A 23,380-nucleotide genomic window follows, 5' to 3' on the forward strand; every position below is an offset into this window, starting at 1 on the left:
AACACCACCTGCACGTCCGGACACTGGGCGGCCGCGGAGGGGATGACCGAACCGGCGAGCGCCGACGCGCCGAGGCCCGACGCCGCAACTACTGCGGGGGCAAGGGAACGGATGATCATGCCGCGACTGATGCCCATAAGGGTGCCTCCCCAACTGCCAACGTGGTCAAAAATCCGCCATCGTTTCCTGTATACCGAGGTGCGTCGACAAGCGCCGGATGAGGGCCGCGTGTCGATGCACCGAAATGGCATCCATCCGAACGGCTGGGAGCCACGTAGCGAAAACCCCTGAGCCGTTGTCTGGGTGCCGTTTACCAAGGATAGCCGGGCCCCAATCGCAACGCTGCCGACACAGGACGGTGACGACATGGCCACGGGTGAAACCGGTTTCGAGGACGTGACTTTCGACGGGCCAGCCGCCCGATAAGGGACGCCCCGTCGCAGGTTCGGCTCTGCGGCAGCAGCTTTGGCGAAAAAATGGCCGTTAGCTCCGTCGCCCTCGTCGTCCCAACCGGTGCGCGCGGACGCCCAGGTACGACCAGCACCGAGGCGCCGACGCCGAAGCAACGGGTGGTTTGCCAAGCTACCCGGTTGATGTCAGTAGGGTCACACGCCGCCGACACGGTGTGCGTCTTGCACACAGGTTTATTAGAATTCCGTAAGGTTAGTGAGAGTTCTTTGTGTGTATGTACGCAGCGAGTAGCCACGGAGCAGGTTGTGAACACGGACCGTTTCGACGCCGTCATCGTAGGCGCGGGCTTCGGCGGCATAGGGGCCGCGATCCAGCTCAAACGCCTCGGATATGAAAACTTCGTCATCCTCGACCGCGAGGACGACCTGGGCGGCACCTGGCACGTCAACCACTACCCGGGCATCGCCGTCGACATCCCGTCGACCACGTACTCGTACTGGTTCGAACCCAAGCCCGACTGGTCGCGGCTGTTCGCGCCGGGCCGCGAGGTGAAACAGTACGCAGCGGACGTCGCCGACAAGTACGACGTGCGTCGCCACATGCGGTTCAACTCGACGGTGGAAGGCGCCCAGTGGGACGAGGACGCCGAAGTCTGGCGGGTGGCGCTGGCCGACGGCGAAACATTGGCGACCCGCTTTTTGATCACCGCGACGGGCTTCCTGTCGCAGCCGCGGATGCCGGACATCCCGGGGATTGCGAGCTTCGAGGGCAAGGTGGTCCACACCACCGCGTGGGACCACAACTTCCGGTACCGGGGGCGCCGGATCGCGGTCATCGGGACCGGGGCGTCCGCGGTACAGGTCATCCCGGAATTGGCCGAACGGGCTGCGGAACTGACCGTGTACCAGCGCACCGCGACCCACGTGCTGCCCAAGTTCGACTTCGGGTTCCCGCCCGCGGTGCGGCGCCTGTTTGCGCGGGTGCCGGTGGCGCAGCGCGGCCTGCGGTGGGTGACCGACGTCATCCTCGAGGTCATCATGATCGTCTGCGCGCTGCACGTCCGGGAGTTCCGCGGGCGGGGGAACATCTCCGCCGCCGACCTGGCCAAGATCAACCGGTTCCGGTGGATCCGGGACAAGGAAATGCGCGACAGGTTGACGCCGGACTACGACCTCGGCTGCAAGCGGCCAACCTTTTCCAACGAGTTCTACCGCGCGTTCAACCAGCCGCACGTACACCTGGAGACCAACTCCATCGCGCGGATCGATGCCGACGGCATCGTCACCGTCGACGGGCGCAAGACCGTCATCGACACCCTGGTGTTGGCGACCGGCTTTGACCTGTGGGAGGCCAACTTCCCGGCCATCGAGGTGGTCGGCCGCAAGGGGCGCAACCTGGGCAAGTGGTGGCGGGAGACCAGGTTCCAGGCTTACCAGGGCGTTACGATGCCGTACTTCCCCAATTACCTGAGCCTGGCCAGCCCGTTCGCCTTCTCCGGACTGTCCTTCTTCCACACCATCGAATACCAGATGCGGCACATGGACCGGTTGCTCGGCGAGGTCAAGCGCCGCGGTGCGACGACCTTCGAGGTCACCGAAGAGGCCATGGAAGATTTCATGGAGCGGATGACCAAACGGCTGGACAGCTCGGTGTTCTACTCCGGTAACTGCGCCAAGTCGCGGTCGTACTACTTCAGCCCCGGCGGTGAGGCATCGCTGCTGCGGCCGACGTCGACCTTGAACTCGGTGCGGGAAGCCGCCACGTTCCCGTTCAGCGATTACGCGATCGCCTAGCGCCACAATCGCCACACCAGCCCCGGCCCGGGAAGCGGTCCGCTGTTTGCCCGCCTCTGAGCGACAACTAGGGGGTGCCGCCGCATTGTCGCTGTGAGGCGGGCAAAGATCGCGCCACGGCTCGAAGAGGCTGGTGGGGCGAATGTGACTGCCGGGTGGGCCATTCCGCCCGTTACGCCGGCGGCATCAGCACCGTGTCGATCATGTACACCGTCGCGTTGGCGGTCGGCACGCCACCACAGACCAGACCAGCGTTGTTGACCTTGAGGCCGTTGCCCTGTCCGGTGACGGTCACGTTCGCGCCCTGAACGGTCTTGTGAGCGCCGGCGACCCTGGCCGGACTCAGCTGGCCCGGCACCACGTGATAGGTCAGGATGCTGGTCAGCAACCTGGAATCCGTCTTCAGCTCGTCGATCGTCTGTGGCGGCAGCTTGCCGAATGCGGCGTCGGTCGGCGCAAAGACCGTGTACTGGCCGTTGTTCAGCGTGTCAACCAGATTGACATTCGGGTTCAGCTTGCCCGACAGCGCCGAGGTCAGGGTGCTCAGCGCCGGATTGTTGGACGCCGCTACCGTCACCGGAACCTGCGACATCCCCTCCACTGACGCCGGGCCGCTGGGGTTGGCCGCCGCGTAGTCGGAGCAGCCGGGGCCCACCAGGTCGGCCGCCGCCGCCGTTGGAGCGGTCACCACGCCCAGACCCAGCATCGCCGCTACCGCGAAACCTTTCGCCGCCACCGACGTCCTGTGTGCTTTCATCGCCTTCGACTCCTTTGGTTTGTCGGACATTTGATGAGTGATTCGGAGCCTGGACACCTTCGGATTGGTGCGGGGTGGGAAGTTTCAGCCGTAGGTGAACGAATACACCTGCAGCCCTTGGTCGGGGCGAACCTCGAGAGTCCCCGATTGCGGCTGCTCGCCGGCGACGATCTGGTGTGACGTCGGCGGCCCGCTGATCGGAATCGCGACGGATCGTCCGTCACGGGTGACCGTGAGGGACCCCGTGCCACCGACGACGATGTAGACGTTCTTGGCGTGGTAATTCAACTCGATGCTGGACTGGTTGCCGGCCGCGGTGGCGCCTTGGTAGTCCAGCGACCACGGGCCTTTCAGAGCGAAGCTATCGGTGGCCAGCGTGGGCGGATAGCCGAAAGTGGTTGTGCCTTCGTCGTATACCCCGCCGCCGCCATAGTTGACGACCTTCCCGACGCCAAAGTAGGTCTCGGGTGTGGTCTTGTCCGGTGGGGTTGAGCTGCTCGCATCTGAGGGGGGAGGCAGCTTGAGCCCGGGATGGGCCGCCACGAGCAGCTGCCTGATCAGGTCCTCGGTGACGTTGTAGTCGCCTTCGCCGAACTTGATGTGGCGCACCTGGCCGGCGGCATCGATCAAATACTCCGCAGGCCAGTAACGGTTGCGGTAGTTCGTCCACGAGGAGTAGCCGTTGTCCAAGGCGATCGGGTACGTGACGCTCAGGTCGGCGGCCCCTCTGGCGACGTTGCCGGGCACCTGTTCGAACGAGTACTCCGGGGTGTGGACCCCGATGACCTCGAAACCGTCGCCCTGGTAGGCGTTGTACCAGTTGACGACGTGGTGGATGGCGCGTTGGCAGTTGATGCAGGAGTATGCCCAGAAGTCGATGAGCACGACCTTGCCGCGCAGGGACGCAAGTGTGACCGGTTGGTTGCCGGGAGTGTTCAGCCAACCGGCGATGCCCTTGAGATCGGGTGCCTGGCCGCAGTTTTCGAGCTCCCGACCGCCGTCACTGCAATTGGACAGCAGCGCGTTCTGGTCGTTCACGATGCCACCGAGGTTGAGCTTCTCCCGGACCGTGCGGTCGGCGGCCAACCGTTGTTGCAGCCCGCTGGTGTAGTCGGGAAGGGCACGTTGCAGAGCCGCGGGAACATTGAACACCAGTCCGACCGCGAGCACGATCATCACGATCCCGGCCGCGACCCGGATCTGCCGCTGCCGCCGTCGAAACGCTCCCACCCGTTGGGCCACCCGATGGCCCGCCAACGCGAAGACCAACAACGGCAAGGCGGCGCCCAGCGCGAAGGTGCCAGTCAACACGACGGTGCGCAGGCCGAGGGGAGCCGTGGCGCCGGCCACCACAATCGCGGCGAGAATGGGCCCGGCGCACGGGACATACAGCACGCCCAGCGCCAGGCCGAGACCGAACCCGCCGCCACCAAACCCCAACTGCTTTTGCGGGATACGCGTAAACGGACGCTCCAGGAATTGCTCGACCCGCGGAAAGATCAGGCCGAGGCCGATGGCAACCAAGGCGACCAGGGCGACCCAGCGGATGGCGTCCTGCGGCAGGTGCACTAGCGACAGCAGTGTCGAGCCGGCCAGCGTGACCGCGGTGAAGCTGAGCACCAGACCGCCGATGACGAGGTAGGGGCGGGCACTGCGCGACGTGCGCCCCGGCCTGACCGCGACATCCACGCCTGCGCTGGAAACCGGTTGTGGGGCAGGGTCATCGGCGCGACCCTGCGCGCCGGCGAAGAAGATCACCGGCAGCACCGGCAGGATGCACGGCGATACGCCGGTGATGAGACCTCCGACGAAGCCGATCAGCGCAATGGTGAGCATGAAAGTCATTCGCTGCCAGGGGCGCCGCGGATCGGTTCCGCCGCAAAGAAAACAGCCCGGCCGAAGCCGGGCTGTTCATCCCTGATTCGCGGGCGGCTACTGGCCTGGGGGCATCAGCACCGTGTCGATCATGTACACCGTCGCGTTGGCGGTGTGCACCCCGCCGCACACCAGCCCGGCGTTGTTGACCTTGAGGTCGTTGCCCTGACCGGTCACGGTCAGCTTGGCGCCCTGCAGGGTCGTGTGGTCACCGTCGACCTTCATCGGGCTTGCCTGACCCTGCACGACGTGATAGGTCAAGATGCTCTTGAGCAGCTGCGAGTCCGTCTTGAGCTTGTCGATGGTGGCCGCCGGCAGCTTGTCGAACGCGGCGTTGGTCGGCGCGAAAACCGTGTACTGGCCGTTGTTCAACGTATCGACCAGATTGACGTTCGGGTTCAGCTTGCCCGACAGCGCCGACGTCAGCGTGCTCAGCATGGGGTTGTTGGACGCCGCCGTGGCGACCGGGTCCTGAGCCATCCCGGCGACCGAGCCGGGGCCGCTGGGGTTCTGCTTGGCGTAATCGCCGCACCCCGCACCGATGAGGTCCGCCGCCGGATCGGCCGCGGCCGACGTCGTCGCCGGAGCCGCCATGCTGCTGGTGACTGTGGCCATGCTGCCGCTGGTCATCGGTTCGGATGCCGATTTGTTGTTCGAACACGCCGAAAAGCCAACTACCGCAATCGTCGCGAGCCCTGCCGCAGCGATTGTCCTGCCCCGAACGCTGATCATCGCGTTTGCACTCCTTCTCCATGGACGGCGTAAACCGCCGCCTTTCGACCGGACAGGAGTGATTCGGAGGCGACGCGGCCGCGGACGGATTCGTTTTGAAATTCAGCCGAGGGGCAATGCGGCCAGGATCGTTCCGGTCGGCCGCGGCGACCCGGTACCGGGTTCGACGGTGAACGCCAGGGTGGTGGACGATCCGAGGTTGGTGAGCGTCGCCGTAGTCGACGGTGCCACCGCCGCGGTGCCCATCGTCCCGGCCGACGTCGGGCCCTTGTCGCTCAGCAACCACATTTGGTAGACGGTCCCCGGCTTCGGGGGCGGGACGTTGTTCATCACCAGCACACCGGCGTTGCGGTCGTGGGAAAAGACAACGGTGGCAGTGCCATTGCCGAGCGGGCCGGAAACGGTGCGCACGTCCGGGGCCGCAAAGACCTGCTCGGCGATGGTCGACGGGGGATGCGGGCGCATGAATATCCCGACGCCGAATGCGGCGGCACCGACCACCACGGCTGCCGCCGCGGCCGCCAAACCGGCGGTGCGCCAACCGTACTTGCGCTCGTCGCGGGCAGGTATCGCCGACAGCGTCGCGGCCCGCAGGCGCGCCGGCGGTTCGACGGCCGTCGTCGCCGAGACGACGGCCATCGTCTCGCGGATGGCACGGACTTCGTCGTCGAAGGCCGCCGCCACCGATCGTGGCGCGGCCGCCACCCGCCGCTCGATTTCGGCGCGTTCCTCATCCGACACGGCATCCAACGCGTATGGCGTTGCGAGCTCGAGCAATTCGAATTCGTTCGGTTCGGTCATGGCACTTCCAGGCAGTTACGCAAGGCGCGCAGCGCGTCGCGCATGCGTGACTTGATCGTCGACAGATTCGCGGCCAGGCGGTCCGACACCTGGCTGTAGGTGAGCCCGTCGTAATAAGCCAACTGAATACACTCCCGCTGCGTATCGGTCAACGCGCCCAGGCATTCGACGACGCGGCGGCGCTCGTCGCCGGCGATCGCCGAATCGGCGACGACGTCACTGGCGGGGTCGGCGCTAGCGGCCGCGTAGCGCGTATCCCGCCTGCCGGACGCCTCCTCGGTCCGCACCCGGTCGACCGCCCGTCGGTGCGCGATGGTCAGCAGCCACGACAGAGCCGAGCCTCTGCTGGCGTCGTAGCCTGACGCCGTCCGCCACACCTCGCAGTAGATGTCCTGGGTGGTTTCCTCGCTGTAGCCGGAATCGCGCAGGACGCGCATGACCATTCCGTACACCCGACTTTTAGTGAGGTCGTAAACCGCGGCGAACGCGTCGCGGTCCCCGCGCGCGACCTTCTGCAGCAGCGCGTCCAGGTCCTTGCTGGGCGTGGGCGGTCCCGTCATCGATCGGTAGCCTAGCGCCAGGCAGCTGTCCACTCCCGTGATTCGTAGCCCAAGACCCCGCGGACGCTTCGGTCCGCTGTACTCGGCTAGATCAGTTGGGCCAGCGTGGTGACGACGATGAGGGCCAGCACGGCCGTCCCGATGATGTACACCTGGCGCCGGGGGGTGATCCGCATCGGCAGGGGCTGCCGCTGCAGCGTGCGTTGCCGGCGCACGGCGATCACGAACGTCGCGAGGGCCACGGCGCCGGCCAAAGCCGCGGGGATCACTGCCGTTGGCCCGACGGAACCGTGCAGGTTTTTGATCATCAGCAGGGCGCCGTTCGCCAGGAAGGCGAAGGACGTCCGCGTCCAGGCCAGCGTCGTCCGTTCGGCCTGACTGCCGCTCAACCGATGACCACCTTGACGATCACCAACGCGAGCGCGATGAGCCCCACCACCGTCAGACCGACGGCGAGGTAGGTCGGTGAGGGATGCCGGGGCAAGGGGGCGCCGCTGCGCATGGCGCGATCCGCCTGTTGCCAGCGCAGCAGCCCCATCCCGCTGGTGAGAATGGCCAGCAGTGCAAGGCCGACGCCGAGCACGCGGCGCGCGCCGGGTATCCCCAGCTCCGGGACCAGTTGCACGACGGCGACGGCCGCTGCGAGCAGGCCCAGCGCGGTGCGCTGCCAGGCCAAAAACGTCCGCTCGTTGGCGAAGGTGAGCCGGTAGTCGGGCTCGTGCTCGTGCTCGTCGGCGGAGTCGGCCACCAGGACATCGTAGATTCATCAGCGCCCGAGGTTGCATGATTGCGCGTGTGGTCAAGGCGCTGTTGTTCGACGTGCAAGGCACGGCGACGGACTTTCATTCGACCGTCTGCGACGAGGCGCGGCGGATCAGCGCCGGCCGCCACCCGGACGTCGATTGGCCCGACGTGGTGCGGCGTTGGCGCGCAGGCTACTTCACCGCGCTCGAGGACGCCCAAGCTCGGCAGACCGGATGGGTGTCGGTGCACTCGGTGTACCGGCGGGCGCTCGACGATTGCGGCGTCCCATTTTCGGACGCCGAACGCGACGAACTCACCCTGGTCTGGCGGCGGCTGAAGCCCTGGCCGGACGTGATGCCGGGGCTGACACGGCTTCGAACCGCCTACACGCTGGCCACCCTGTCCAACGCCGACGTGTCGACGGTCATCGAGATCTCCAAGCGCGCGGGGCTGCCCTGGGACGCCGTCTTCGCCGCGGAGATGGCCGGGGTGTTCAAGCCCGACCCGGCGATCTACCGGATGGCCGCCGGCTACCTGGGCCTGAGCCCCGACGAGATCATGATGGTGGCCAGCCACAAGTACGACATTCGCGCCGCGGCCCGGCTGGGCTTCCGGACCGCGTTCGTCGCTCGGCCGCTGGAGTTCGGCGACGACGGCGAGGCCGACGTTGTCTATTCCGACGAGTTCGACGTCAACGCGTCCGACTTCCTCGACCTCGCACGGCAACTCGGCTGCTGATCAGCGGCGCGCGGACCCGGTCAGCGGCTGCCCGTTGGCCGACTGCAGCAGGCAGATGACGGTGCTGGGGGTGGGATTGGCCCCGGTGCGATCCTGATTCGAGTCGATCAGGTAGGTGATCGAAAACGGGCTGCCGGCAACGGGTCGGCCGGTATACGGGGCGAATCCGTCGTTGCAGTCCTTATTGGCGACGATGGCGACGGCCTTGTCCACGGCCATCGGGGCGCGCAGATACACCTCGGCCAAATGTACTGTGGCACAGTCGACCACGGTGACCGTTACGCGGCTCAGGTCGATCGGTGGCAGGTCGGCCACGCACTGGCCCGTCTGCAGGTCGATCCACTTCTCGGTGTGCGAGCCCGGCGGCGACGGCGCGGCGGTGGCCGTCGCGCACAAACCCAACATCGCCACGGCGGTCAGGCCGCCTAACGCATAAAGGCCACGCATGCAGTAAGTTTAGGCACTCACCAGCGTGGGGTCGGGCTTTTCCGAGGACATCGAGAGGAATCCGCGCGCGCAGCGCGCGGCCAGCAGCCAGTTCGCCGGCTTCTTCATGTCCAGCCCGCCGAGGAGCTGTTTGATCATGGTGAGCGTGTCGAAGTAAATGCGTTCGCAGACAAGCGTTTCGGCTTCGTCGAAGACGAAGTAGGCGGTCATGCGGACCCGGAACCGGCTGCCGGTGGGCGGAACCTTGCCCAGGTAACCGAGATGGGTGCCCATCAACCAGAACTCGACGATCACCGCGTCGGCGCTGTGCCGCAACGCGATGATCTCGTGGTCCTGGTCGGGAAACGCGGTGCGCGTGTAGGTGTAGTAGTCGCGCACCGCGGCGTCGCCGTCGTGCACGATCATCTGCGGGATTAGCTCGTAGCGCGGATGCGGGAAGGTCGACAACACGTCGTCCCAGTCCTGGCGGACCTCGTCGTGGAAGTGGTCGAGCACGAGCTTCTCGCGGGCGGCCAGCACCTCCGCGGGCGGAAACGCGGGAATCGTCATGACGACTAGGTTAGGCCCGGAATTGATATCGCATGCGCTATCAAATTTCAAAGTGCGCACATGCTTCCGGACTGCGCGCTACCCCCGCGGCGGGGTCCAGGCGACCGGCAGGGCCTTGATGCCGTGGATGAATTGCGACAGCAGGCGCGCGGGTTCGTCGGTCGCGACGATGTCGGGTATCTCGCGGCGCAACTCGTCGAAGATCACCCGGATCTCGCGGCGGGCGAGGTTGGCGCCCAGGCAGAAATGCGCCCCGCCGCCACCGAAGCCGAAATGCGGGTTGGGGGTGCGCGCCACGTCGAACAGCCAGGGGTTGGCGAAAGTCGACTCGTCGCGGTTGGCCGAGTTGTACCACAGCACGGCCTTGTCGCCCTCCGCGAGCTTGGTGCCGCTCAGCTTGAAGTCGCGGGTCAGGGTCCGCCGCATGTAGACCACCGGCGAGGCCCACCGCACGATCTCCTCGACCGCCGTGGGCGCCAGCCGGTCGAAGTCGGCCCACCACTTGTCCCGTTCGTCGGGGTAGCGGGACAGGGCGAGCACGCCGTGGCTGATCGCGTTGCGCGTCGTCTCGTTGCCGGCCACCACCAGCAGGATGAAGAAGGACGCGATCTCGGCCGACGACAGCCGTTCGCCGTCGACCTCGGCTTCGACCAGGCTGGTGGTCAGGTCGTCATGGTGGTTGACGCGGCGGTCCTCGGCGAGCGCGGTGGCGTACGCCCCGATGTCCATCGAGATCTTGAGGAATTCGTCGAAGTCGGTGGTCAGGTCGGGGTCGCCGAACCCGAGAATCACGTTGGTCCAGTGGAAGATTCGCTGATGGTCTTCCTCGGGAATGCCCATCATGTCGCAGATGATCTGCAGCGGCAGCGGCCCGGCGAGCTCGGTGACCAGATCGGCTTCCCCATTGGGGTGATTGGTGATCAGCGACGAGACCAGCCGGCGGGCCCGCTCGCGTACCGACGCCTCGATGCGGGCCACCACCTTCGGGGTGAACGCGCGGCTGACGATCGAGCGCAGCCGCTGGTGCCGCGGATCGTCCAGCACGATCATCGAGCCGAAGTACTCGGCGATCTCGGGCGCATTGTCGTTGACCGTGATGTTCGGGGTGCTGCTGAAGATCTCCGGATGACGGCTGGCGAAGTGAACGTCGTCGTGCTTGGTGAGCGACCAATACCCGTCGCCCGCCACGAAGCCCTCCATCTCGATCGCGGGCCAGAACGACAGCGGGGCTTCCCGGCGCAACGTCGCGAAGGCACCGTCGCGGAAGTCGTCGTCGAGACCCCAGAAGTCCAGCGAGTCGAGGTGAATCTCGGAGAGGGGGACTTCGGGCGGTGGCGCCCCGTTGGTTCGCGTCGCGATACCCGTCTTGAGACTCACCGATTACCTCCTAGGAAACCGCTAGTGCGTACACACGGTCCTGCCACCGGCCGATTGCGCATCGGCGACCACGTTGCCGTCGAGCAGGATGCGGCAGCGGATGGGGCCCACCCCCTGCGCGCTGATCACGTACACCTGGCCCCCGAACGAAGTGAATTCCGTCGACCAGGGCAGCGGCGCGTTGACCTGGTGGAGTTGACCGGTGTCCGTTTGATATACGAGGTACTGCGCGACGCCGGCACCGGTCACCTCGTAACGGGCGTGGGGCATCTCGGGGATCGCGTGGGCCACGCCGGGGATCGTCCCCGCGCAACCGACACCCACGGCGAACAGAATCGAAAGCCCGCGCACATGCTTCGTCATGATTTGCATCGTGTCACCACGCGCGGTGCTACGGAAGCTTTCCGCCCTAACGAAAGCCGTTCTAGTGTGAGTCCCACGGGGGCGGCTACGGAAAGGTGAGTATGTCGGAACACGGCTCGAAGCGTGTGGTGGTCTGGGGCACCGGCTTCGTCGGCAAGATGGTGATCGCCGAAATCGTCAAGCATCCGTTGTTCGAATTGGTGGGTGTGGGGGTAAGCAACCCCGACAAGGTTGGGCGCGACGTCGCCGACGTCTGCGGGCTGCCCGAGCCGACGGGCATCATCGCCACCGACGACGTCGACGCCCTGATCGCGCTGAAGCCCGATGCGCTGGTGCACTACGGCCCGACCGCGATGCACGCCAAGGAGAACATCGCGCTGATCACCCGCTTCCTGCGTGCGGGCATCGACGTGTGCTCGACGGCCATGACCCCGTGGGTGTGGCCGACCATGCACCTCAACCCGCCGCAGTGGATCGCGCCCATCACCGAAGCGTGCGAGCTGGGGGAGTCGTCCTGCTTCACCACCGGCATCGACCCCGGCTTCGCCAACGACCTGTTCCCCATGACGCTGATGGGCCTCTGCTCGGAGGTGCGCCGGGTGCGCGCCTCCGAACTGCTGGACTACACCAACTACGAAGGCGATTACGAAGTCGAGATGGGCATCGGCCGCGAGCCCGAATACCAGCCGCTGCTGGAAGACTCCAACATGCTGATCTTCGCGTGGGGCGCAACCGTCCCCATGATCGCCCACGCGGCCGGCATCATGCTCGACGAGATCACCACCACCTGGGACAAATGGGTGACGCCCACCGAGCGCAACACCGTCAAGGGCGTCATCAAACCCGGACACGTGGCGGCCGTCCGATTCACGATCAACGGAATCTACAAGGGCGAGACCAGGATTCAGCTCGAACACGTCAACCGGATCGGCCTCGACGCCGCCCCCGACTGGCCCTCCGGCCACGACAACGACGTATACCGGGTGGAGATCGAGGGCACGCCGAGCGTCTTCCAGGAAACCGCGTTCCGGTTCACCGACAACTCGGGCCGCGACGCGGCTACGGCCGGCTGCCTGGCGACCGGGATGCGTGCCCTCAACGCCGTGCCGGCCGTCAACGAGTTGCGGCCGGGCTGGGTCACGCCGCTTGACCTGCCGCTGATCGCCGGGGCGGGCAACATCCGGTGACCGGCGCACAGCCTGCACATAGGTGCCGCAGAGACTTGGTACAGGTTTCGGCGGCACACTTACGGCTAGCCTGGTTTGCGAGTTGCTGAAGTTGGGGTTGGGACATATGGCCAATGGAGCTGGGACCGCGCTGGGCCTGTCGATCGGCACCACCAACCTGGCGGCCGTCGCCGCCGAGAAGGCCATCACCCGCAAGCCCGTCCTGACGCTCTATCCGGAGCGCGCGCCGGAGGTCGGCATCCCCGCCGAAAATCCGCGGCTCAACCAGCCCGGCCTGGTGATCACCGGGTTCGTCAATCGCATCTCCGACCCCCGCGGCGTGGTGGCGGCCGACGGGTCGGTACACCGCAGCGAGGGATTGATCGCCGGCGCCATGCGGGCCCTGGCCTACAGCGTGACCGGCGGGCGCGCCCTGCCCGAGAGCGTCGCCGTCACCTATCCCGCCCACTGGCCGTCCCCGGCGGTCGACGCGGTGGGCACCGCGCTGAGCTCGGTGGCCGAATGGTCCAACCGGGCTCGGCCGCTGATGCTGATTCCCGACGCCGCGGCGACGCTGCTGGCGGTGCGAACCGCCCCCGGCATACCGGCCCACGGGTCGGTGGCGGTGTGCGACTTCGGCGGCGGCGGCACCAGCGTCACGCTCATGCGCGCCGACGGCGACTATCAGGCGCTGGCCCCGACCGTGCGGCTGCACGATTTCTCCGGCGACCTGATCGACCAGGCGCTGCTGAGCGCCGTCATCTCCAACATGCCGAGCACCGCCGCGTTCGACCCGGCGGGCACCGTGGCCATCGGCTCGCTGAGCCGGCTACGCACCGCGTGCCGAGGCGCCAAGGAGGAGCTGTCCTCGAGCACTGCGACCACGGTGAGCGACGGGCTGACCGGCGAAGTGCGCGTCACCCGCGACGAGCTTGACGAGGCGATCCGCACCCCGCTGGACAAGTTCGTGGCCGTATTGGAAAGCACGTTGGCGCGCAACGGCATTCAGGACCTGGCAGCGGTGGTGTCCACCGGCGGTGGAGCGAACATCCCAGCCATCACCACCACGCTGTCGCAGTACTTCCGCGTCCCGGTCATCACCACGCCGCGCCCGCAGCTGACCGCGGCCATCGGCGCCGCGGTGCGGGCGGCTCATGGGCCCGGCGAGAGCGCCGTGACGGCGTCGGCGCCGGCCGCGCCCGCCACGGCGACCGCGCGGGCGGTTCCAGGCACCCGGTCGCCCGAGGCGACAGCGACGGCGCAGGCGGCACCCGCCTGGCCGACAGCGGGAGCCGCGCCCGTGCAGGCGTGGTCGCAGACCGGCAACCAATCGCAGGTGGCGCCCGCCCCGCAGGTGGAGCCCGCCGCCGCCGACGAACCGGCTGCCGATGCCGGGGGCGAGAAGCGCAAGCGCCGCCTGTTTCGCCTGCCGGTGATGGCGGCGATAGTGGGTGCGGCCGCGGGGGTGGCGCTCGTCGGGACCGCAGTCACGATCGGCCTGACTTCGGCGAACAAGACCGCGACGACCCCGGCGCCGGGCGTGACCAGCAGTCCGGTCCCCGCGCCGCCGGCCAACACCGCGACCGCTCAGGCGCCCCCGCCCAGCGAAGAGGCTCCCGCGCCTTCAACGACAACGCCGACGGATACCAATCCGCCCGCCCAGACCGAGACGCCGTCGACCAGCGCCCCGTCGGCGAAACCGCAGCATGCGCCGCCGCTCGCGGCCGCGCCCGTGCGTCCGGCGATCCCGCAGGTACCGGCCATCCCGCCGGTGCCCGGCGTGAACGAAGCCATCCCGGGGCTGGACCGGATCAATCAGATCATTCAAGGGATCGGGGGCGACTTGGGCATCAGCGGCATCCCCCAATTGGGCTCTCAGCTGGGAACGACCCGCTAGGTCAATCCTTTTCGCCCTTGTTCTCCGCTTTTGCGGCCTCTTTGAGCTTCTCGTTCAGGGCCTTGTCCTTCTCGATCTGGTCCTTCAGAGCTTCCTCGTCGCGGCCCTCGTCCGCCTCGGCTTGGCCCTGGTCGGCCTTGCCTTGGTCATCGGAACCCGCGTTGTCGGGAACTTCGTGCCTGGGATTGCCGTCCTCGTCCAACCAGTCGTTGACCGCGGTGCCCGAAACGCTGCCGCCGGTGCCGGGCAGCACGATAGTGGCCTTTTCTTTGTAGGCCTCCATCATTTCGGCGGCCTTCTTTTTGTCGTCCTCGTCCGGCTCCGGCTTTTCCGTCAGCTTTTGATCGGTGTCCTGATCGGTGTGCTGATCAGTGTCCTGATCGGGTTCCTGATCGGCCGATTTATCGTCCTGCACGCTCATGCGTCTACCCCCTCGCCATCGCAGGTCGCGATTTGCAGGGGTTACCCGTTGCGGCGTTGTGTCGAAACTCTCACGACAGGGATCGTTCGCGCTTCACCAGCTCGACCAGCGCGAGAGGAATCCGCATCGGCTCGGGTGCGCTTGACAGGCTCGCCGCGACCGCGTCCTGAAGTTGGTCGACGAATTCGCCGGCCCGCCCGTCGCGCACCCCGTCATCCAGCCCGCGCACCAGCGCGGGGAACAGCGCCGCGCGGGCGAATGCCGCCCACTGCGCGCCGAAGGCCTCGGCGTCGCGGTCCGCCTGGAACCGAATCCAGAAGCGATCCTCGGCGTTGAACGTCTCGAGATGGTCGATGGTCAGGCCCTCGAAGCGTCCGCTGGGCGCGAACGGGGCGCGAAAGTCCTTCTCGCTGCGGGCGAAAGTGGGAATGGTCATCCGGCGCAGCTCCTCCTGGCGCAGCAGGCCGTCGCGGACCTGTGCATGCAGCGCCTCGAGCATCGCGTCGAGCAGCGTCGGGAAGCCCGATGTGCCGTCCTGGTCGAGGGCGATCGTCATCACCACCAGCCGCCCGTCGGGGGCCAGTTCGCGGCCGCGGAACGCCACGAAGTTGTGCCAGTCCAGGGCCGCCCGCTGGGTGTACGCCGCGCGCGCGGCGTCGTCGTGGCTGTAGGAGATGTGCAGGTGATCGTGCACCTCGGCGGGCATCGTGCTCAGCCACTGCGCCGCCCACGACGACCAGCCCAGGTTCACGGTCTTGGACGGCACGATCTGGTCGTAGAACGACCGGCCGATCGACGATGCGAACGTCGCCGCATCCAGGTGCAGGTAGCTCTCCGGGTCGTCGGACAGGGTGCGAAACAGCGCCGAGAAGTCATTGTCGGGAATGTCGGTGTGCGCCACCAGGATTGCGTGGTCGTTTTGGGTGCGCCGACGCAGGAGCGCGATCGCCGCCGACATCGGCTTGAGCGAATTGTGTCCGTTGGCGCAACCGTAATCGGCGATGACGATGGGCTGCGGGGGCTTGGGCAGCGGCACCTGCTCGGCGGCTCGCTCGAACAACGCGATGGCCGGGCCTAACCCGGCGGCCTGCAGCCGCGACGACCGGGTATAGACGGGCTCCGGCCGGACCACAATGCTCGATTCGGGCATCCGAGGCTCAGGCCGCATGTCCCAACGATAGTCGTCAGGCCGGCTTCGGGTAGCTGACGCCGGTGAGCTGCTCGGAGAGCTCCCAAAGTCGTTGGCAGTCAGCCTCGTTGCGGGCGGGCGCGGGCACCTTGGCCAGCCGCACCCCGCCGCCGGCGGCCTCGTAGAAGCCGCGGGGCCCGTAGAACGCGCCGCCCTGGGCGTGCGGCGCGGCGGCCGCGTACAGCGCCGGGAGGATGCCCTCGTCGATCTCCTGCCACAAAAACGGCGTGAAGCGCCAGGACGCCTTGTACAGCCGCTCCATCAGCGCGGGCTTTTCGCGCCCGTGCGAGGGTCCGGCGATCTGCAGGTTGGTCTTGGTCAGGCCGGGGTGCGCGGCGTTGGACATGATGCCCCAGCCGGCCGCCCGGCTGCGCCGGTCCAGCTCGAGGGCGAACATCAGCACCGCCAGCTTCGACTGGCCGTAGGCCGACATGGCCGCGTAGGACTTCTCGAACTGTGGGTCGTCGAAGTGGATCTTGCCGCTTTGGCGGGCGGCCAGGCTGCTGAGCGAGACCACGCGCGCTTTGCCCGCCGCGCGCAGCAGCGGCAGCACGTGCCCCGTCAGGGCGAAGTGCCCGAGATGGTTGCTGCCGAACTGCAATTCGAAACCGTCGGCGGTGGTGTCGCGTTCCGGCGGGGTCATGACGCCGGCGTTGTTGATCAGGATGTCGATGGGGCGGCCCTCGGCGTTGAGTTGTTCACCCAGCGCAGCGACCGAGGCCAGCGACGACAGGTCCAGCGACTTGATGGCCAGCTTGGCGTCGGGGACCGTGTCGCGGATTTCCGCGATCGCCTTCTCCCCTTTGCCGCGGTTGCGGATCGCCATGACGACGTCGGCGCCGGCGGCGGCGAGCCGCCGGGCCAGGCCGAACCCCAGGCCGCTGTTGGCGCCGGTGACGATTGCCAGCTTGCCCGACAGGTCGGGCACCGTGGCGACAAGATCGTTGGCCATGCGTATCGCTCCCTTCGAGTGCGCCCCGTCATAGTGTGCTCTTTGTGCCGGCTCGTCGACAGCGCATCCGTGGCTGGGCGGCCGCGTTGGTCGTGGGCGCGCTGCCCGCGCTCGCCTTTCCCGCGCCGTCGTGGTGGTGGCTGGCCTGGTTCGGCCTGGTGCCGCTGCTCCTGTTGGTGCGGGCCGCGGCTACCGGATGGGAGGCGTGCGTGCGGGCGTGGCTCGGCGTCGCCGGATTCGTGCTGGCCACCCAGTACTGGCTGCTGACGTTCGTCGGCCCGTTGCTCGCGGTGATCGCCGTCGGTTTCGGTGCGCTCTGGCTGCCCTGGGGGTGGTTGACGCATCGATTGCTGTCCGGGCCCGTCGGCCCGGCGCGGACGGTTTCCGCGGTGGTGGTGTTGCCCAGCGCGTGGGTCGCCGCCGAGGCCGTGCGGTCGTGGCCGCCGCTGGGTGGCCCGTGGGCGTCGCTGGGCGCGTCGCAGTCCGCCCAGCCCGTCACGCTGGCCTCGGCATCCTTGGGAGGGGTGTGGCTGACGAGTTTCCTTGTGGTGGCGGCCAATACGGCTCTGGCGGGCGTGGTGGTGCACCGCGACGCTTCGGGCCGGCTCGTCGCGCTGGGGTGCGCGGTGGCCTGCGCGGCTCTCGGTCCGGCCTGGTATCTGCTGGGCCCGTCGCCCGCCGGCGGCGCCACGGTGCGGGTGGCGCTGGTGCAGCCGGGCGACATCGCCGACTCGGGCGCCCGCCAGGCCGCCGCCGAGGAGCTCACCGCTTCGGTTGCGGTCCAGCGCCCGGACTTGGTGGTCTGGGGGGAAAGCACCGTGGGCTCCGATCTCGCCGGCCACCCGGAGGTGTTGGCGCGGCTCACCGAGCTATCGCGGCGGGTGGGGGCTGATTTGTTGGTCAACGTCGACGCGCCCGCGCCCGGCGGCGGGATCTACAAGTCGGCGGTGCTCATCGGGTCGGGTGGATCGTTGGGCACGTACCGGAAGACCCGGCTGGTGCCGTTCGGCGAATACGTCCCGCTGCGACCGCTTTTCGGCTGGATCACCCGCCACAGCAGGGCCGCGGCCGAGGACCGGCAACGTGGGACCGGGCCCGTCGTGTTGCACGCCGGCGCACTGGGTATCGGCCCGTTGATCAGCTACGAGACCCTGTTCTCCGACCTGGCCCGCCGGGAGGCGCGACTCGGTGCGGAGCTGTTGGTGTACCAGAGCTCCACGTCGTCATACCAGGGGACCTGGGCGCAGCCACAGCTGGCCGCCCAGGTGGCGGTGCGCGCCGTCGAGGCGGGCCGCCCGGCCGTGCACGCCGGATTGTCCGGCGACAGCGCGGCGTTCGACGCGCGAGGCCACCGACTGGCGTGGTACCCGTCGGACTTCCGGGGCGTGACCGTGGTGAGCGTGCCGTTGGGTTCGCGTGTCACGCCCTACCAGCTGCTGGGGGACTGGGTGCCGATGCTGGCCTTCGTCGCCGTCGGCTTTGCGCTGGTGCGCTGGCAGCGCCCGGCCCGCGGTGCCACACTGCCTGGATGAGCAGCCGACGGGTCGCGAAGATTTCGCTGGCCGCCGCCGTCACGCTGATGGCCGTGTCGGTGGGCGGCTTCATCGTCGCCCTGGTGCTCAATGCGTTCTTCCTGGACAAGTACAACGCCTACGGCGAGGTGCCGGTCCCGGGCTCCGGCAGCCTCGACCTGCCCGCCGGTGACGTCACCATCAGCCTGCACACCGTCGTCATCAGCAGTCCCGACCGCGGGCTACCCGTGCCTCCGCTGGGGGTCACCCTCGCGCCGCCCGACGGCGTGGCGCAGCCCGTGGTGACCGAAAACATCGGCAGCACAACGACGGTCAACAACGACGCGCACGTGCGGGTATGGGTGGCTCGGATTGCGGCCGGCGGCACCTACAACATCACGACCGACGGGCAGGTCAACGGCTATATCAACCCGCGACTGGCCTTCGGGCATAAGAGTTCCGTGGGCTTTTTGGTGTGGCTGTTCGTCGGGCTGTTCGTGGTGGGGCTGGTCGATTCGATCATGTCCGGTTTGTGGTTGGGCCGTACGCGGCGCCGCGCGGTGGTGGCCGCGAATCTGCCGCAACCGTGATGCGCGCTGGTCTCGGACCAATCGACGACTCTCGTTTTTGATATCGCCCGCGATATCAAAAACGGGGACCGTGTGGTGGTCCGGGCCTGGTGCTGGTGTGGCGGATGTGGCCGCACGGGCCTGGGCACGGCCGCACGAGCCCGACGCGGCTCAGTGGCCGCGGGCCACCCACTCCTCGTAGTGGACGATCTCGTCGCCGATGGTGGTGCTGTCGCCGTGGCCGGTGTGCACCACCGTCTCACCGGGCAGCTTGCCCAGCCGCTCGGAGATGGACTGCAGGATCGTCGGGAAGTCCGAATACGAGCGGCCGGTCGCGCCCGGGCCGCCGGCGAACAGCGTGTCGCCGCTGAACACGACGCCCAGGTCATGCGAATACCAACACACCGATCCGGGGGAATGGCCCGGGGTGTGTAGCGCCCGTAGCTCGGTCCCTCCGACGCTCAGCGTCTCGCCATCGGATAGCGGGCGAAACTCGTTGTCCGGATGGGTCATTCGCCACAGCACCTCGTCGGCGGGATGCAGCAGCACCGGCGCGTCGAGCGTCTTGCCGAGTTCCGGCGCGACCGTCACGTGGTCGTTGTGACCGTGCGTGCACACCACCGCGACCACATGGCGGCCATCCACGGCCTCGACGATCGGCCCCGCGTCGTGGGCGGCGTCGAACACCACCACGTTGGAGTTGTCGCCGATCAGCCAGATGTTGTTGTCGACTTCCCAACTGCCGCCGTCGAGTTCGAAGGTGCCGTGGGTGACCACCCGCTCGATGTTCACCATCAGAGCACCACCACCGAACGTAACACCTTGCCTCCGTGCATCTTGTGAAAAGCCTCCTCGACGTCGTCTAGCCCGATTCGCTCGGAGACAAACCTCTCCAGGGGCAGCCGGCCCTGGAGGTAGAGGTCGATCAGGGTGGGGAAGTCCCGTTCGGGCAGGCAATCGCCGTACCACGACGACTTCAGCGACCCGCCGTGGCTGAAGAAGTCGATCAGCGGCATGTCGAGCTTCATGTCGGGCGTCGGAACACCCACCAGCACAACGGTTCCCGCGAGGTCGCGGGCATAGAAGGCCTGCTTCCAGGTTTCGGGCCGGCCGACGGCGTCGATCGCGACGTTGACCCCGAACCCGTCGGTGAGGTCCTGGATCGCCTCCACGACGTCGGCCTGGCGGGCGTTGACGGTGTGGGTGGCGCCGAACTCGCGGGCCCAGTCCAGCTTGGTGTCGTCGGTGTCGACGGCGATGATGCGCCGGGCCCCGACCAGCGCGGCGCCGGCGATCGCGGCATCGCCGACGCCGCCGCAGCCGATCACCGCGACGGTGTCGTCGCGGGTGACACCGCCGGTGTTGATCGCCGCGCCGATCCCGGCCATCACCCCGCAGCCGAGCAGGCCCGCGACAGCAGGGTCGGCGGCGGGATCGACCTTGGTGCATTGGCCGGCGTGCACCAGCGTCTTGTCGGCGAACGCCCCGATGCCCAGGGCGGGCGTGAGTTCCGTGCCGTCGGTCAGCGTCATCTTCTGCGCGGCGTTGAAGGTGTCGAAGCACAGGTGCGGGCGGCCGCGCTTGCAGGCCCGGCACTGGCCGCAGACCGCGCGCCAGTTCAGGATGACGAAGTCACCTGGCTCGACCGCGGTCACGCCGGGGCCGACCGCCTCGACCCGGCCGGCCGCCTCGTGGCCGAGCAGGAAGGGGTACTCGTCGTTGATGCCGCCCTCGCGGTAGGTCAGGTCCGTGTGGCACACCCCGCAGGCGATGATGTCGACCAGGGCCTCGCCGGGCCCGGGGTCCGGGACGACGATGTCCACCAGCTCGACGGGTTCGCCCTTCTTTCGTGAAATCACGCCGCGCACTGTCTGACTCATGGCCACCAACCTACGGTGTAGCGTCGCTGGGCATGACGGCAGCCGAGACCGCTTCCGAAACGTCCGAAGAATTCAGCGAACGAATCGCGGCGGCCATCGACGGCGCCAGCCTGACGCTGCTGCTGAGCATCGGGCACCAGACCGGGCTGCTCGACACGATGGCGGGGCTGGCTTCCGCCACCAGCGCGCAGATCGCCGAAGCGGCCGGCCTCAACGAGCGCTACGTGCGCGAGTGGCTGGCCGGCATGACGACCGGGCGCGTCGTCGACTACGACCCCGACTCCGCCACCTACTCGCTGCCCGCGCACCGCGCGGGCGTGCTGACCCGGGCGGCCGGGCCGGACAACCTGGCCCTGGTGGCCCTGTTCGTCCCGCAGCTCGCCGAAGTCGAACAGAAAATCATCGGTTGCTTCCGCGAGGGCGGCGGCCTGCACTACGGCGAGTTCCCCCGGTTCCACGCGCTGATGGCCGAGCAGAGCGGCGTGGTGTACGACAACGCTTTGGTCGATGTGGTGCTGCCGCTGGTCGACGGTCTCGTCGAACGCTTGCGCTCGGGAGCCGACGTGGCGGATTTCGGCTGCGGCAGCGGCCACGCGGTCAACGTGATGGCGCGGGCGTTTCCGGCCAGCCGCTTCACCGGAATCGACTTCTCCGACGAGGCGATCGCCGTCGGCGCCCGCGAGGCGGCCGACCTCGGTCTGGCGAACGCGACCTTCGAAAGCCACAACCTGGCGGAGCTGGACAAGTCGGACGCCTACGACGTGATCACCGTGTTCGACGCCATCCACGACCAGGCCCACCCGGCGCGGGTGTTGGAGAACATCCACCGCGCCCTGCGTCCCGGCGGCGTGCTGCTGATGGCCGACATCAAGGCGTCGAGCCGGCTCGAGGACAACGTCGGCATCCCGATGAGCACCTACCTCTACACCACGTCGCTGATGCACTGCATGACGGTGTCGTTGGCGCTGGACGGCGCCGGGCTGGGCACCGCCTGGGGGACACAGCTGGCCACCGCGATGCTGGGCGATGCCGGGTTCGACGACGTGCAGGTGGCCGAGATCGAGTCGGACCCGATCAACAACTACTACATCGCCCGGAAGTGATGGCGGCACTCGACGCGCTGGCTGATTGGCCGGTCGAGGCGGCCGCCGCGGCGGTGATCGGACCCGATGGGGTGCTGGCCGGCCACGGCGACACCGAGCGGGTGTTCGAGCTTGCTTCGGTGACCAAGCCGCTGGTGGCCCGCGCCGTGCACGTGGCCGTCGAAGAGGGTGTCGTCGACCTGGACACCGCCGCCGGCCCGCCGGGCGCCACGATCCGCCACCTGCTGGCGCACACGTCGGGCCTGGCCCTGCACAACGATCACGTGCTGGCCGCCCCCGGGGCGCGGCGCATCTACTCCAACCACGGCTTCACCGTGCTCGCCCAGGTCGTGGAGCGCGAATCCGGCATCGAGTTCGGGCGCTACCTGGCCGAAGCGGTCTGCGAACCCTTGGGCATGGCCGCCACCCGGCTGGACGGCGGCGCGCCGGCCGCCGGGTTCGGGGCGACGTCCACGGTGGCGGACCTGGCGGCTTTCGCCGTCGACCTGCTGCGACCGTCGACCGTCTCGGCCGAACTGCACGCCGAGGCGACTGCGGTGCAATTTCCCGGTCTGGACGGGGTGTTGCCCGGCTACGGTGTGCAGCGACCCAACGACTGGGGGCTGGGTTTCGAGATCCGGGACGCCAAATCGCCGCACTGGACCGGCGCCCGCAATTCGCCGCGAACGTACGGCCATTTCGGGCAGGCGGGCGGTTTCATCTGGGCGGATCCCGAACGTGACCTGGCGCTGGTGGTCCTCACGAACCGCGATTTCGGGGAGTGGGCGCTGCGGCCCTGGCCTGCGATTTCCGACGCCGTGATCGCCGAATATGGCTAATGGAAAATGCACACTAGCGCAACACGGGCATCACAAGGCACAATAGACACGCACGACACACAAATAGTTAGCAGATCCTGCTTGTAGGTCCGCCAGGTCGTTGGGGAAGACGTCCCTCGCGGAACCGAAGGAGCAGGATATGCGTGCGTCGAATCAATTCGCCGACGTGACGACTGGCGTGGTGTACGTGCACGCCTCGCCGGCGGCGGTATGCCCGCATGTCGAGTGGGCGTTGTCGTCGACCCTTGGGGCGAAGGCGAACCTCACCTGGACGCCGCAGCCGGCCATGCCCGGACAGCTGCGCGCGGTCACCAACTGGGTCGGGCCGGTCGGCACCGGCGCCAGGCTGGCCAACGCCTTGCGCTCCTGGTCGGTGCTGCGGTTCGAAGTCACCGAGGACCCCAGCCCCGGAGTGGACGGCCAGCGATTCAGCCACACCCCGCAGCTCGGCCTGTGGAGCGGGGCGATGAGCGCCAACGGCGACGTCATGGTCGGGGAGATGCGGCTGCGCGCGCTGATGGCGCAGGGCGCCGACACCCTGGCCGCCGAGCTGGACACAGTGCTGGGAACGGCGTGGGACGACGCCCTGGAGTCGTACCGCGACGGCGGCGAGGTCGGCGAGGTGACCTGGCTCAGCCGGGGAGTCGGCTAGGCGCGTTTCGACGTCTGGACGGCAATCGGCGACCCTCGAACTTGATAGCGCAGGCGATATCAAATTCGGCGAGCC

Annotated in this window: 25 protein-coding genes and 1 pseudogene; 9 read left to right on the top strand and 17 right to left on the bottom strand. The window is 67.9% G+C overall.

Annotation, left to right across the window (positions count from 1 at the left end; genetic code table 11):
• Nucleotides 1-137, bottom strand: a pseudogene (locus A5756_RS26405) (cutinase family protein); the annotation flags it as partial.
• A 579-nt stretch (nt 138-716) separates the two neighbouring features.
• Between A5756_RS26405 and A5756_RS07130 the strand changes: the two are divergent.
• Nucleotides 717-2,204: an NAD(P)/FAD-dependent oxidoreductase gene (locus A5756_RS07130; RefSeq protein WP_066949604.1), complete on the top strand. Its 1,488-nt coding sequence runs from the start codon at nt 717-719 to the stop codon at nt 2,202-2,204.
• A gap of 172 nt (nt 2,205-2,376) precedes the next feature.
• Here A5756_RS07130 and A5756_RS07135 read toward each other — a convergent pair whose 3' ends face one another.
• The 7 genes from A5756_RS07135 to A5756_RS07165 all read right to left on the bottom strand — a co-directional run bounded on the left by A5756_RS07135 (nt 2,377) and on the right by A5756_RS07165 (nt 7,680).
• Nucleotides 2,377-2,910, bottom strand: coding sequence for a fasciclin domain-containing protein (locus A5756_RS07135; RefSeq protein WP_231989266.1), 534 nt, complete (start codon nt 2,908-2,910; stop codon nt 2,377-2,379).
• Between the two features lie 135 nt (nt 2,911-3,045).
• Entirely contained in the window at nt 3,046-4,797 is a 1,752-nt protein-coding gene (locus A5756_RS07140; RefSeq protein ID WP_066949738.1) for a cytochrome c biogenesis protein CcdA, read from the bottom strand.
• 96 nt (nt 4,798-4,893) lie between these two features.
• On the bottom strand, nt 4,894-5,568 hold the full coding sequence (locus A5756_RS07145) for a fasciclin domain-containing protein (RefSeq protein ID WP_066949607.1): 675 nt from the start codon (nt 5,566-5,568) through the stop codon (nt 4,894-4,896).
• 102 nt (nt 5,569-5,670) lie between these two features.
• On the bottom strand, nt 5,671-6,369 hold the full coding sequence (locus A5756_RS07150) for an anti-sigma factor domain-containing protein (RefSeq protein WP_066949612.1): 699 nt from the start codon (nt 6,367-6,369) through the stop codon (nt 5,671-5,673).
• Complete coding sequence (locus tag A5756_RS07155) at nt 6,366-6,929, bottom strand: sigma-70 family RNA polymerase sigma factor (protein ID WP_066949616.1); 564 nt, start codon at nt 6,927-6,929, stop codon at nt 6,366-6,368. Before A5756_RS07155 ends, A5756_RS07150 begins: the two co-directional genes overlap by 4 nt.
• An 86-nt stretch (nt 6,930-7,015) precedes the next feature.
• Nucleotides 7,016-7,318: a DUF202 domain-containing protein gene (locus A5756_RS07160; RefSeq protein ID WP_066949621.1), complete on the bottom strand. Its 303-nt coding sequence runs from the start codon at nt 7,316-7,318 to the stop codon at nt 7,016-7,018.
• Nucleotides 7,315-7,680: a YidH family protein gene (locus A5756_RS07165; RefSeq protein WP_369828587.1), complete on the bottom strand. Its 366-nt coding sequence runs from the start codon at nt 7,678-7,680 to the stop codon at nt 7,315-7,317. The genes A5756_RS07160 and A5756_RS07165 overlap by 4 nt, the downstream gene beginning before the upstream one ends.
• A 32-nt stretch (nt 7,681-7,712) precedes the next feature.
• On the opposite strand from A5756_RS07165, the gene A5756_RS07170 reads away from it, so the two are divergent.
• Complete coding sequence (locus tag A5756_RS07170) at nt 7,713-8,411, top strand: haloacid dehalogenase type II (RefSeq protein WP_066949631.1); 699 nt, start codon at nt 7,713-7,715, stop codon at nt 8,409-8,411.
• Here the strand turns inward: A5756_RS07170 and A5756_RS07175 are convergent, their stop codons facing one another.
• The 4 genes from A5756_RS07175 to A5756_RS07190 all read right to left on the bottom strand — a co-directional run bounded on the left by A5756_RS07175 (nt 8,412) and on the right by A5756_RS07190 (nt 11,147).
• Complete coding sequence (locus A5756_RS07175) at nt 8,412-8,858, bottom strand: hypothetical protein (RefSeq protein WP_066949634.1); 447 nt, start codon at nt 8,856-8,858, stop codon at nt 8,412-8,414.
• Between the two features lie 9 nt (nt 8,859-8,867).
• Nucleotides 8,868-9,407: an ester cyclase gene (locus tag A5756_RS07180; protein WP_066949637.1), complete on the bottom strand. Its 540-nt coding sequence runs from the start codon at nt 9,405-9,407 to the stop codon at nt 8,868-8,870.
• A gap of 78 nt (nt 9,408-9,485) precedes the next feature.
• Nucleotides 9,486-10,784, bottom strand: coding sequence for a cytochrome P450 (locus tag A5756_RS07185; protein ID WP_066949640.1), 1,299 nt, complete (start codon nt 10,782-10,784; stop codon nt 9,486-9,488).
• A gap of 21 nt (nt 10,785-10,805) precedes the next feature.
• Complete coding sequence (locus tag A5756_RS07190) at nt 10,806-11,147, bottom strand: MmpS family transport accessory protein (protein WP_197505481.1); 342 nt, start codon at nt 11,145-11,147, stop codon at nt 10,806-10,808.
• Between the two features lie 101 nt (nt 11,148-11,248).
• On the opposite strand from A5756_RS07190, the gene A5756_RS07195 reads away from it, so the two are divergent.
• Complete coding sequence (locus tag A5756_RS07195) at nt 11,249-12,334, top strand: dihydrodipicolinate reductase (protein WP_066949647.1); 1,086 nt, start codon at nt 11,249-11,251, stop codon at nt 12,332-12,334.
• Nucleotides 12,335-12,440: 106 nt separating this feature from the next.
• Nucleotides 12,441-14,210 (top strand): Hsp70 family protein, encoded by a 1,770-nt coding sequence (locus A5756_RS07200; protein ID WP_066949650.1) that lies wholly within the window; start codon nt 12,441-12,443, stop codon nt 14,208-14,210.
• Nucleotide 14,211: 1 nt separating this feature from the next.
• On the opposite strand, the gene A5756_RS07205 is transcribed toward A5756_RS07200, so the two are convergent.
• From A5756_RS07205 to A5756_RS07215, 3 genes are all read right to left on the bottom strand, one after another.
• Nucleotides 14,212-14,631, bottom strand: coding sequence for a hypothetical protein (locus A5756_RS07205; RefSeq protein ID WP_066949654.1), 420 nt, complete (start codon nt 14,629-14,631; stop codon nt 14,212-14,214).
• Nucleotides 14,632-14,701: 70 nt separating this feature from the next.
• Nucleotides 14,702-15,799 carry an SAM-dependent methyltransferase gene (locus A5756_RS07210; protein ID WP_066949658.1) on the bottom strand — a complete coding sequence of 366 codons (1,098 nt, stop codon included), beginning with the start codon at nt 15,797-15,799 and terminating at the stop codon, nt 14,702-14,704.
• A 16-nt stretch (nt 15,800-15,815) separates the two neighbouring features.
• On the bottom strand, nt 15,816-16,772 hold the full coding sequence (locus A5756_RS07215; RefSeq protein WP_066949662.1) for an SDR family oxidoreductase: 957 nt from the start codon (nt 16,770-16,772) through the stop codon (nt 15,816-15,818).
• 86 nt (nt 16,773-16,858) lie between these two features.
• Here A5756_RS07215 and lnt point away from each other — a divergent pair, with 86 nt between their 5' ends.
• Both lnt and A5756_RS07225 read left to right on the top strand, forming a co-directional pair.
• On the top strand, nt 16,859-18,304 hold the full coding sequence (lnt, locus tag A5756_RS07220; RefSeq protein WP_066949666.1) for an apolipoprotein N-acyltransferase: 1,446 nt from the start codon (nt 16,859-16,861) through the stop codon (nt 18,302-18,304).
• Entirely contained in the window at nt 18,301-18,873 is a 573-nt protein-coding gene (locus A5756_RS07225) for a hypothetical protein (protein WP_066949669.1), read from the top strand. Before lnt ends, A5756_RS07225 begins: the two co-directional genes overlap by 4 nt.
• A gap of 150 nt (nt 18,874-19,023) precedes the next feature.
• Here A5756_RS07225 and A5756_RS07230 read toward each other — a convergent pair whose 3' ends face one another.
• Both A5756_RS07230 and A5756_RS07235 read right to left on the bottom strand, forming a co-directional pair.
• Nucleotides 19,024-19,647, bottom strand: a complete 624-nt coding sequence (locus tag A5756_RS07230) for an MBL fold metallo-hydrolase (RefSeq protein ID WP_066949672.1) — start codon at nt 19,645-19,647, stop codon at nt 19,024-19,026.
• Entirely contained in the window at nt 19,647-20,732 is a 1,086-nt protein-coding gene (locus tag A5756_RS07235; RefSeq protein WP_066949677.1) for an S-(hydroxymethyl)mycothiol dehydrogenase, read from the bottom strand. Before A5756_RS07235 ends, A5756_RS07230 begins: the two co-directional genes overlap by 1 nt.
• Before the next feature lie 32 nt (nt 20,733-20,764).
• On the opposite strand from A5756_RS07235, the gene A5756_RS07240 reads away from it, so the two are divergent.
• From A5756_RS07240 to A5756_RS07250, 3 genes are all read left to right on the top strand, one after another.
• Nucleotides 20,765-21,835 (top strand): class I SAM-dependent methyltransferase, encoded by a 1,071-nt coding sequence (locus A5756_RS07240; RefSeq protein WP_066949681.1) that lies wholly within the window; start codon nt 20,765-20,767, stop codon nt 21,833-21,835.
• On the top strand, nt 21,835-22,653 hold the full coding sequence (locus A5756_RS07245) for a serine hydrolase (RefSeq protein WP_066949685.1): 819 nt from the start codon (nt 21,835-21,837) through the stop codon (nt 22,651-22,653). Before A5756_RS07240 ends, A5756_RS07245 begins: the two co-directional genes overlap by 1 nt.
• Before the next feature lie 139 nt (nt 22,654-22,792).
• The gene (locus A5756_RS07250; RefSeq protein WP_066949688.1) at nt 22,793-23,305 is read left to right on the top strand and encodes a DUF3145 domain-containing protein; all 513 of its coding nucleotides are present in this window, start codon (nt 22,793-22,795) and stop codon (nt 23,303-23,305) included.
• The last annotated feature ends 75 nt before the right edge of the window (nt 23,306-23,380 follow it).

This window comes from Mycobacterium sp. 852002-53434_SCH5985345, from assembly GCF_001667155.1.
Taxonomy (GTDB): Bacteria; Actinomycetota; Actinomycetes; order Mycobacteriales; family Mycobacteriaceae; genus Mycobacterium.

Coding starts and splice junctions, on each gene's coding strand:
- A5756_RS07230 (WP_066949672.1), bottom strand. CDS start 19,647: ATGGTGAACATCGAGCGGGTGGTCACCCACGGCACCTTCGAACTCGAC.
- A5756_RS07215 (WP_066949662.1), bottom strand. CDS start 16,772: ATGGCCAACGATCTTGTCGCCACGGTGCCCGACCTGTCGGGCAAGCTG.
- A5756_RS07240 (WP_066949681.1), top strand. CDS start 20,765: ATGACGGCAGCCGAGACCGCTTCCGAAACGTCCGAAGAATTCAGCGAA.
- A5756_RS07180 (WP_066949637.1), bottom strand. CDS start 9,407: ATGACGATTCCCGCGTTTCCGCCCGCGGAGGTGCTGGCCGCCCGCGAG.
- A5756_RS07175 (WP_066949634.1), bottom strand. CDS start 8,858: ATGCGTGGCCTTTATGCGTTAGGCGGCCTGACCGCCGTGGCGATGTTG.
- A5756_RS07135 (WP_231989266.1), bottom strand. CDS start 2,910: ATGCTGGGTCTGGGCGTGGTGACCGCTCCAACGGCGGCGGCGGCCGAC.
- A5756_RS07145 (WP_066949607.1), bottom strand. CDS start 5,568: ATGATCAGCGTTCGGGGCAGGACAATCGCTGCGGCAGGGCTCGCGACG.
- A5756_RS07225 (WP_066949669.1), top strand. CDS start 18,301: ATGAGCAGCCGACGGGTCGCGAAGATTTCGCTGGCCGCCGCCGTCACG.
- A5756_RS07210 (WP_066949658.1), bottom strand. CDS start 15,799: ATGCGGCCTGAGCCTCGGATGCCCGAATCGAGCATTGTGGTCCGGCCG.
- A5756_RS07190 (WP_197505481.1), bottom strand. CDS start 11,147: ATGACGAAGCATGTGCGCGGGCTTTCGATTCTGTTCGCCGTGGGTGTC.
- A5756_RS07250 (WP_066949688.1), top strand. CDS start 22,793: ATGCGTGCGTCGAATCAATTCGCCGACGTGACGACTGGCGTGGTGTAC.
- A5756_RS07200 (WP_066949650.1), top strand. CDS start 12,441: ATGGCCAATGGAGCTGGGACCGCGCTGGGCCTGTCGATCGGCACCACC.
- A5756_RS07235 (WP_066949677.1), bottom strand. CDS start 20,732: ATGAGTCAGACAGTGCGCGGCGTGATTTCACGAAAGAAGGGCGAACCC.
- A5756_RS07205 (WP_066949654.1), bottom strand. CDS start 14,631: ATGAGCGTGCAGGACGATAAATCGGCCGATCAGGAACCCGATCAGGAC.
- A5756_RS07195 (WP_066949647.1), top strand. CDS start 11,249: ATGTCGGAACACGGCTCGAAGCGTGTGGTGGTCTGGGGCACCGGCTTC.
- A5756_RS07245 (WP_066949685.1), top strand. CDS start 21,835: ATGGCGGCACTCGACGCGCTGGCTGATTGGCCGGTCGAGGCGGCCGCC.
- A5756_RS07150 (WP_066949612.1), bottom strand. CDS start 6,369: ATGACCGAACCGAACGAATTCGAATTGCTCGAGCTCGCAACGCCATAC.
- A5756_RS07155 (WP_066949616.1), bottom strand. CDS start 6,929: ATGACGGGACCGCCCACGCCCAGCAAGGACCTGGACGCGCTGCTGCAG.
- A5756_RS07170 (WP_066949631.1), top strand. CDS start 7,713: ATGATTGCGCGTGTGGTCAAGGCGCTGTTGTTCGACGTGCAAGGCACG.
- A5756_RS07140 (WP_066949738.1), bottom strand. CDS start 4,797: ATGCTCACCATTGCGCTGATCGGCTTCGTCGGAGGTCTCATCACCGGC.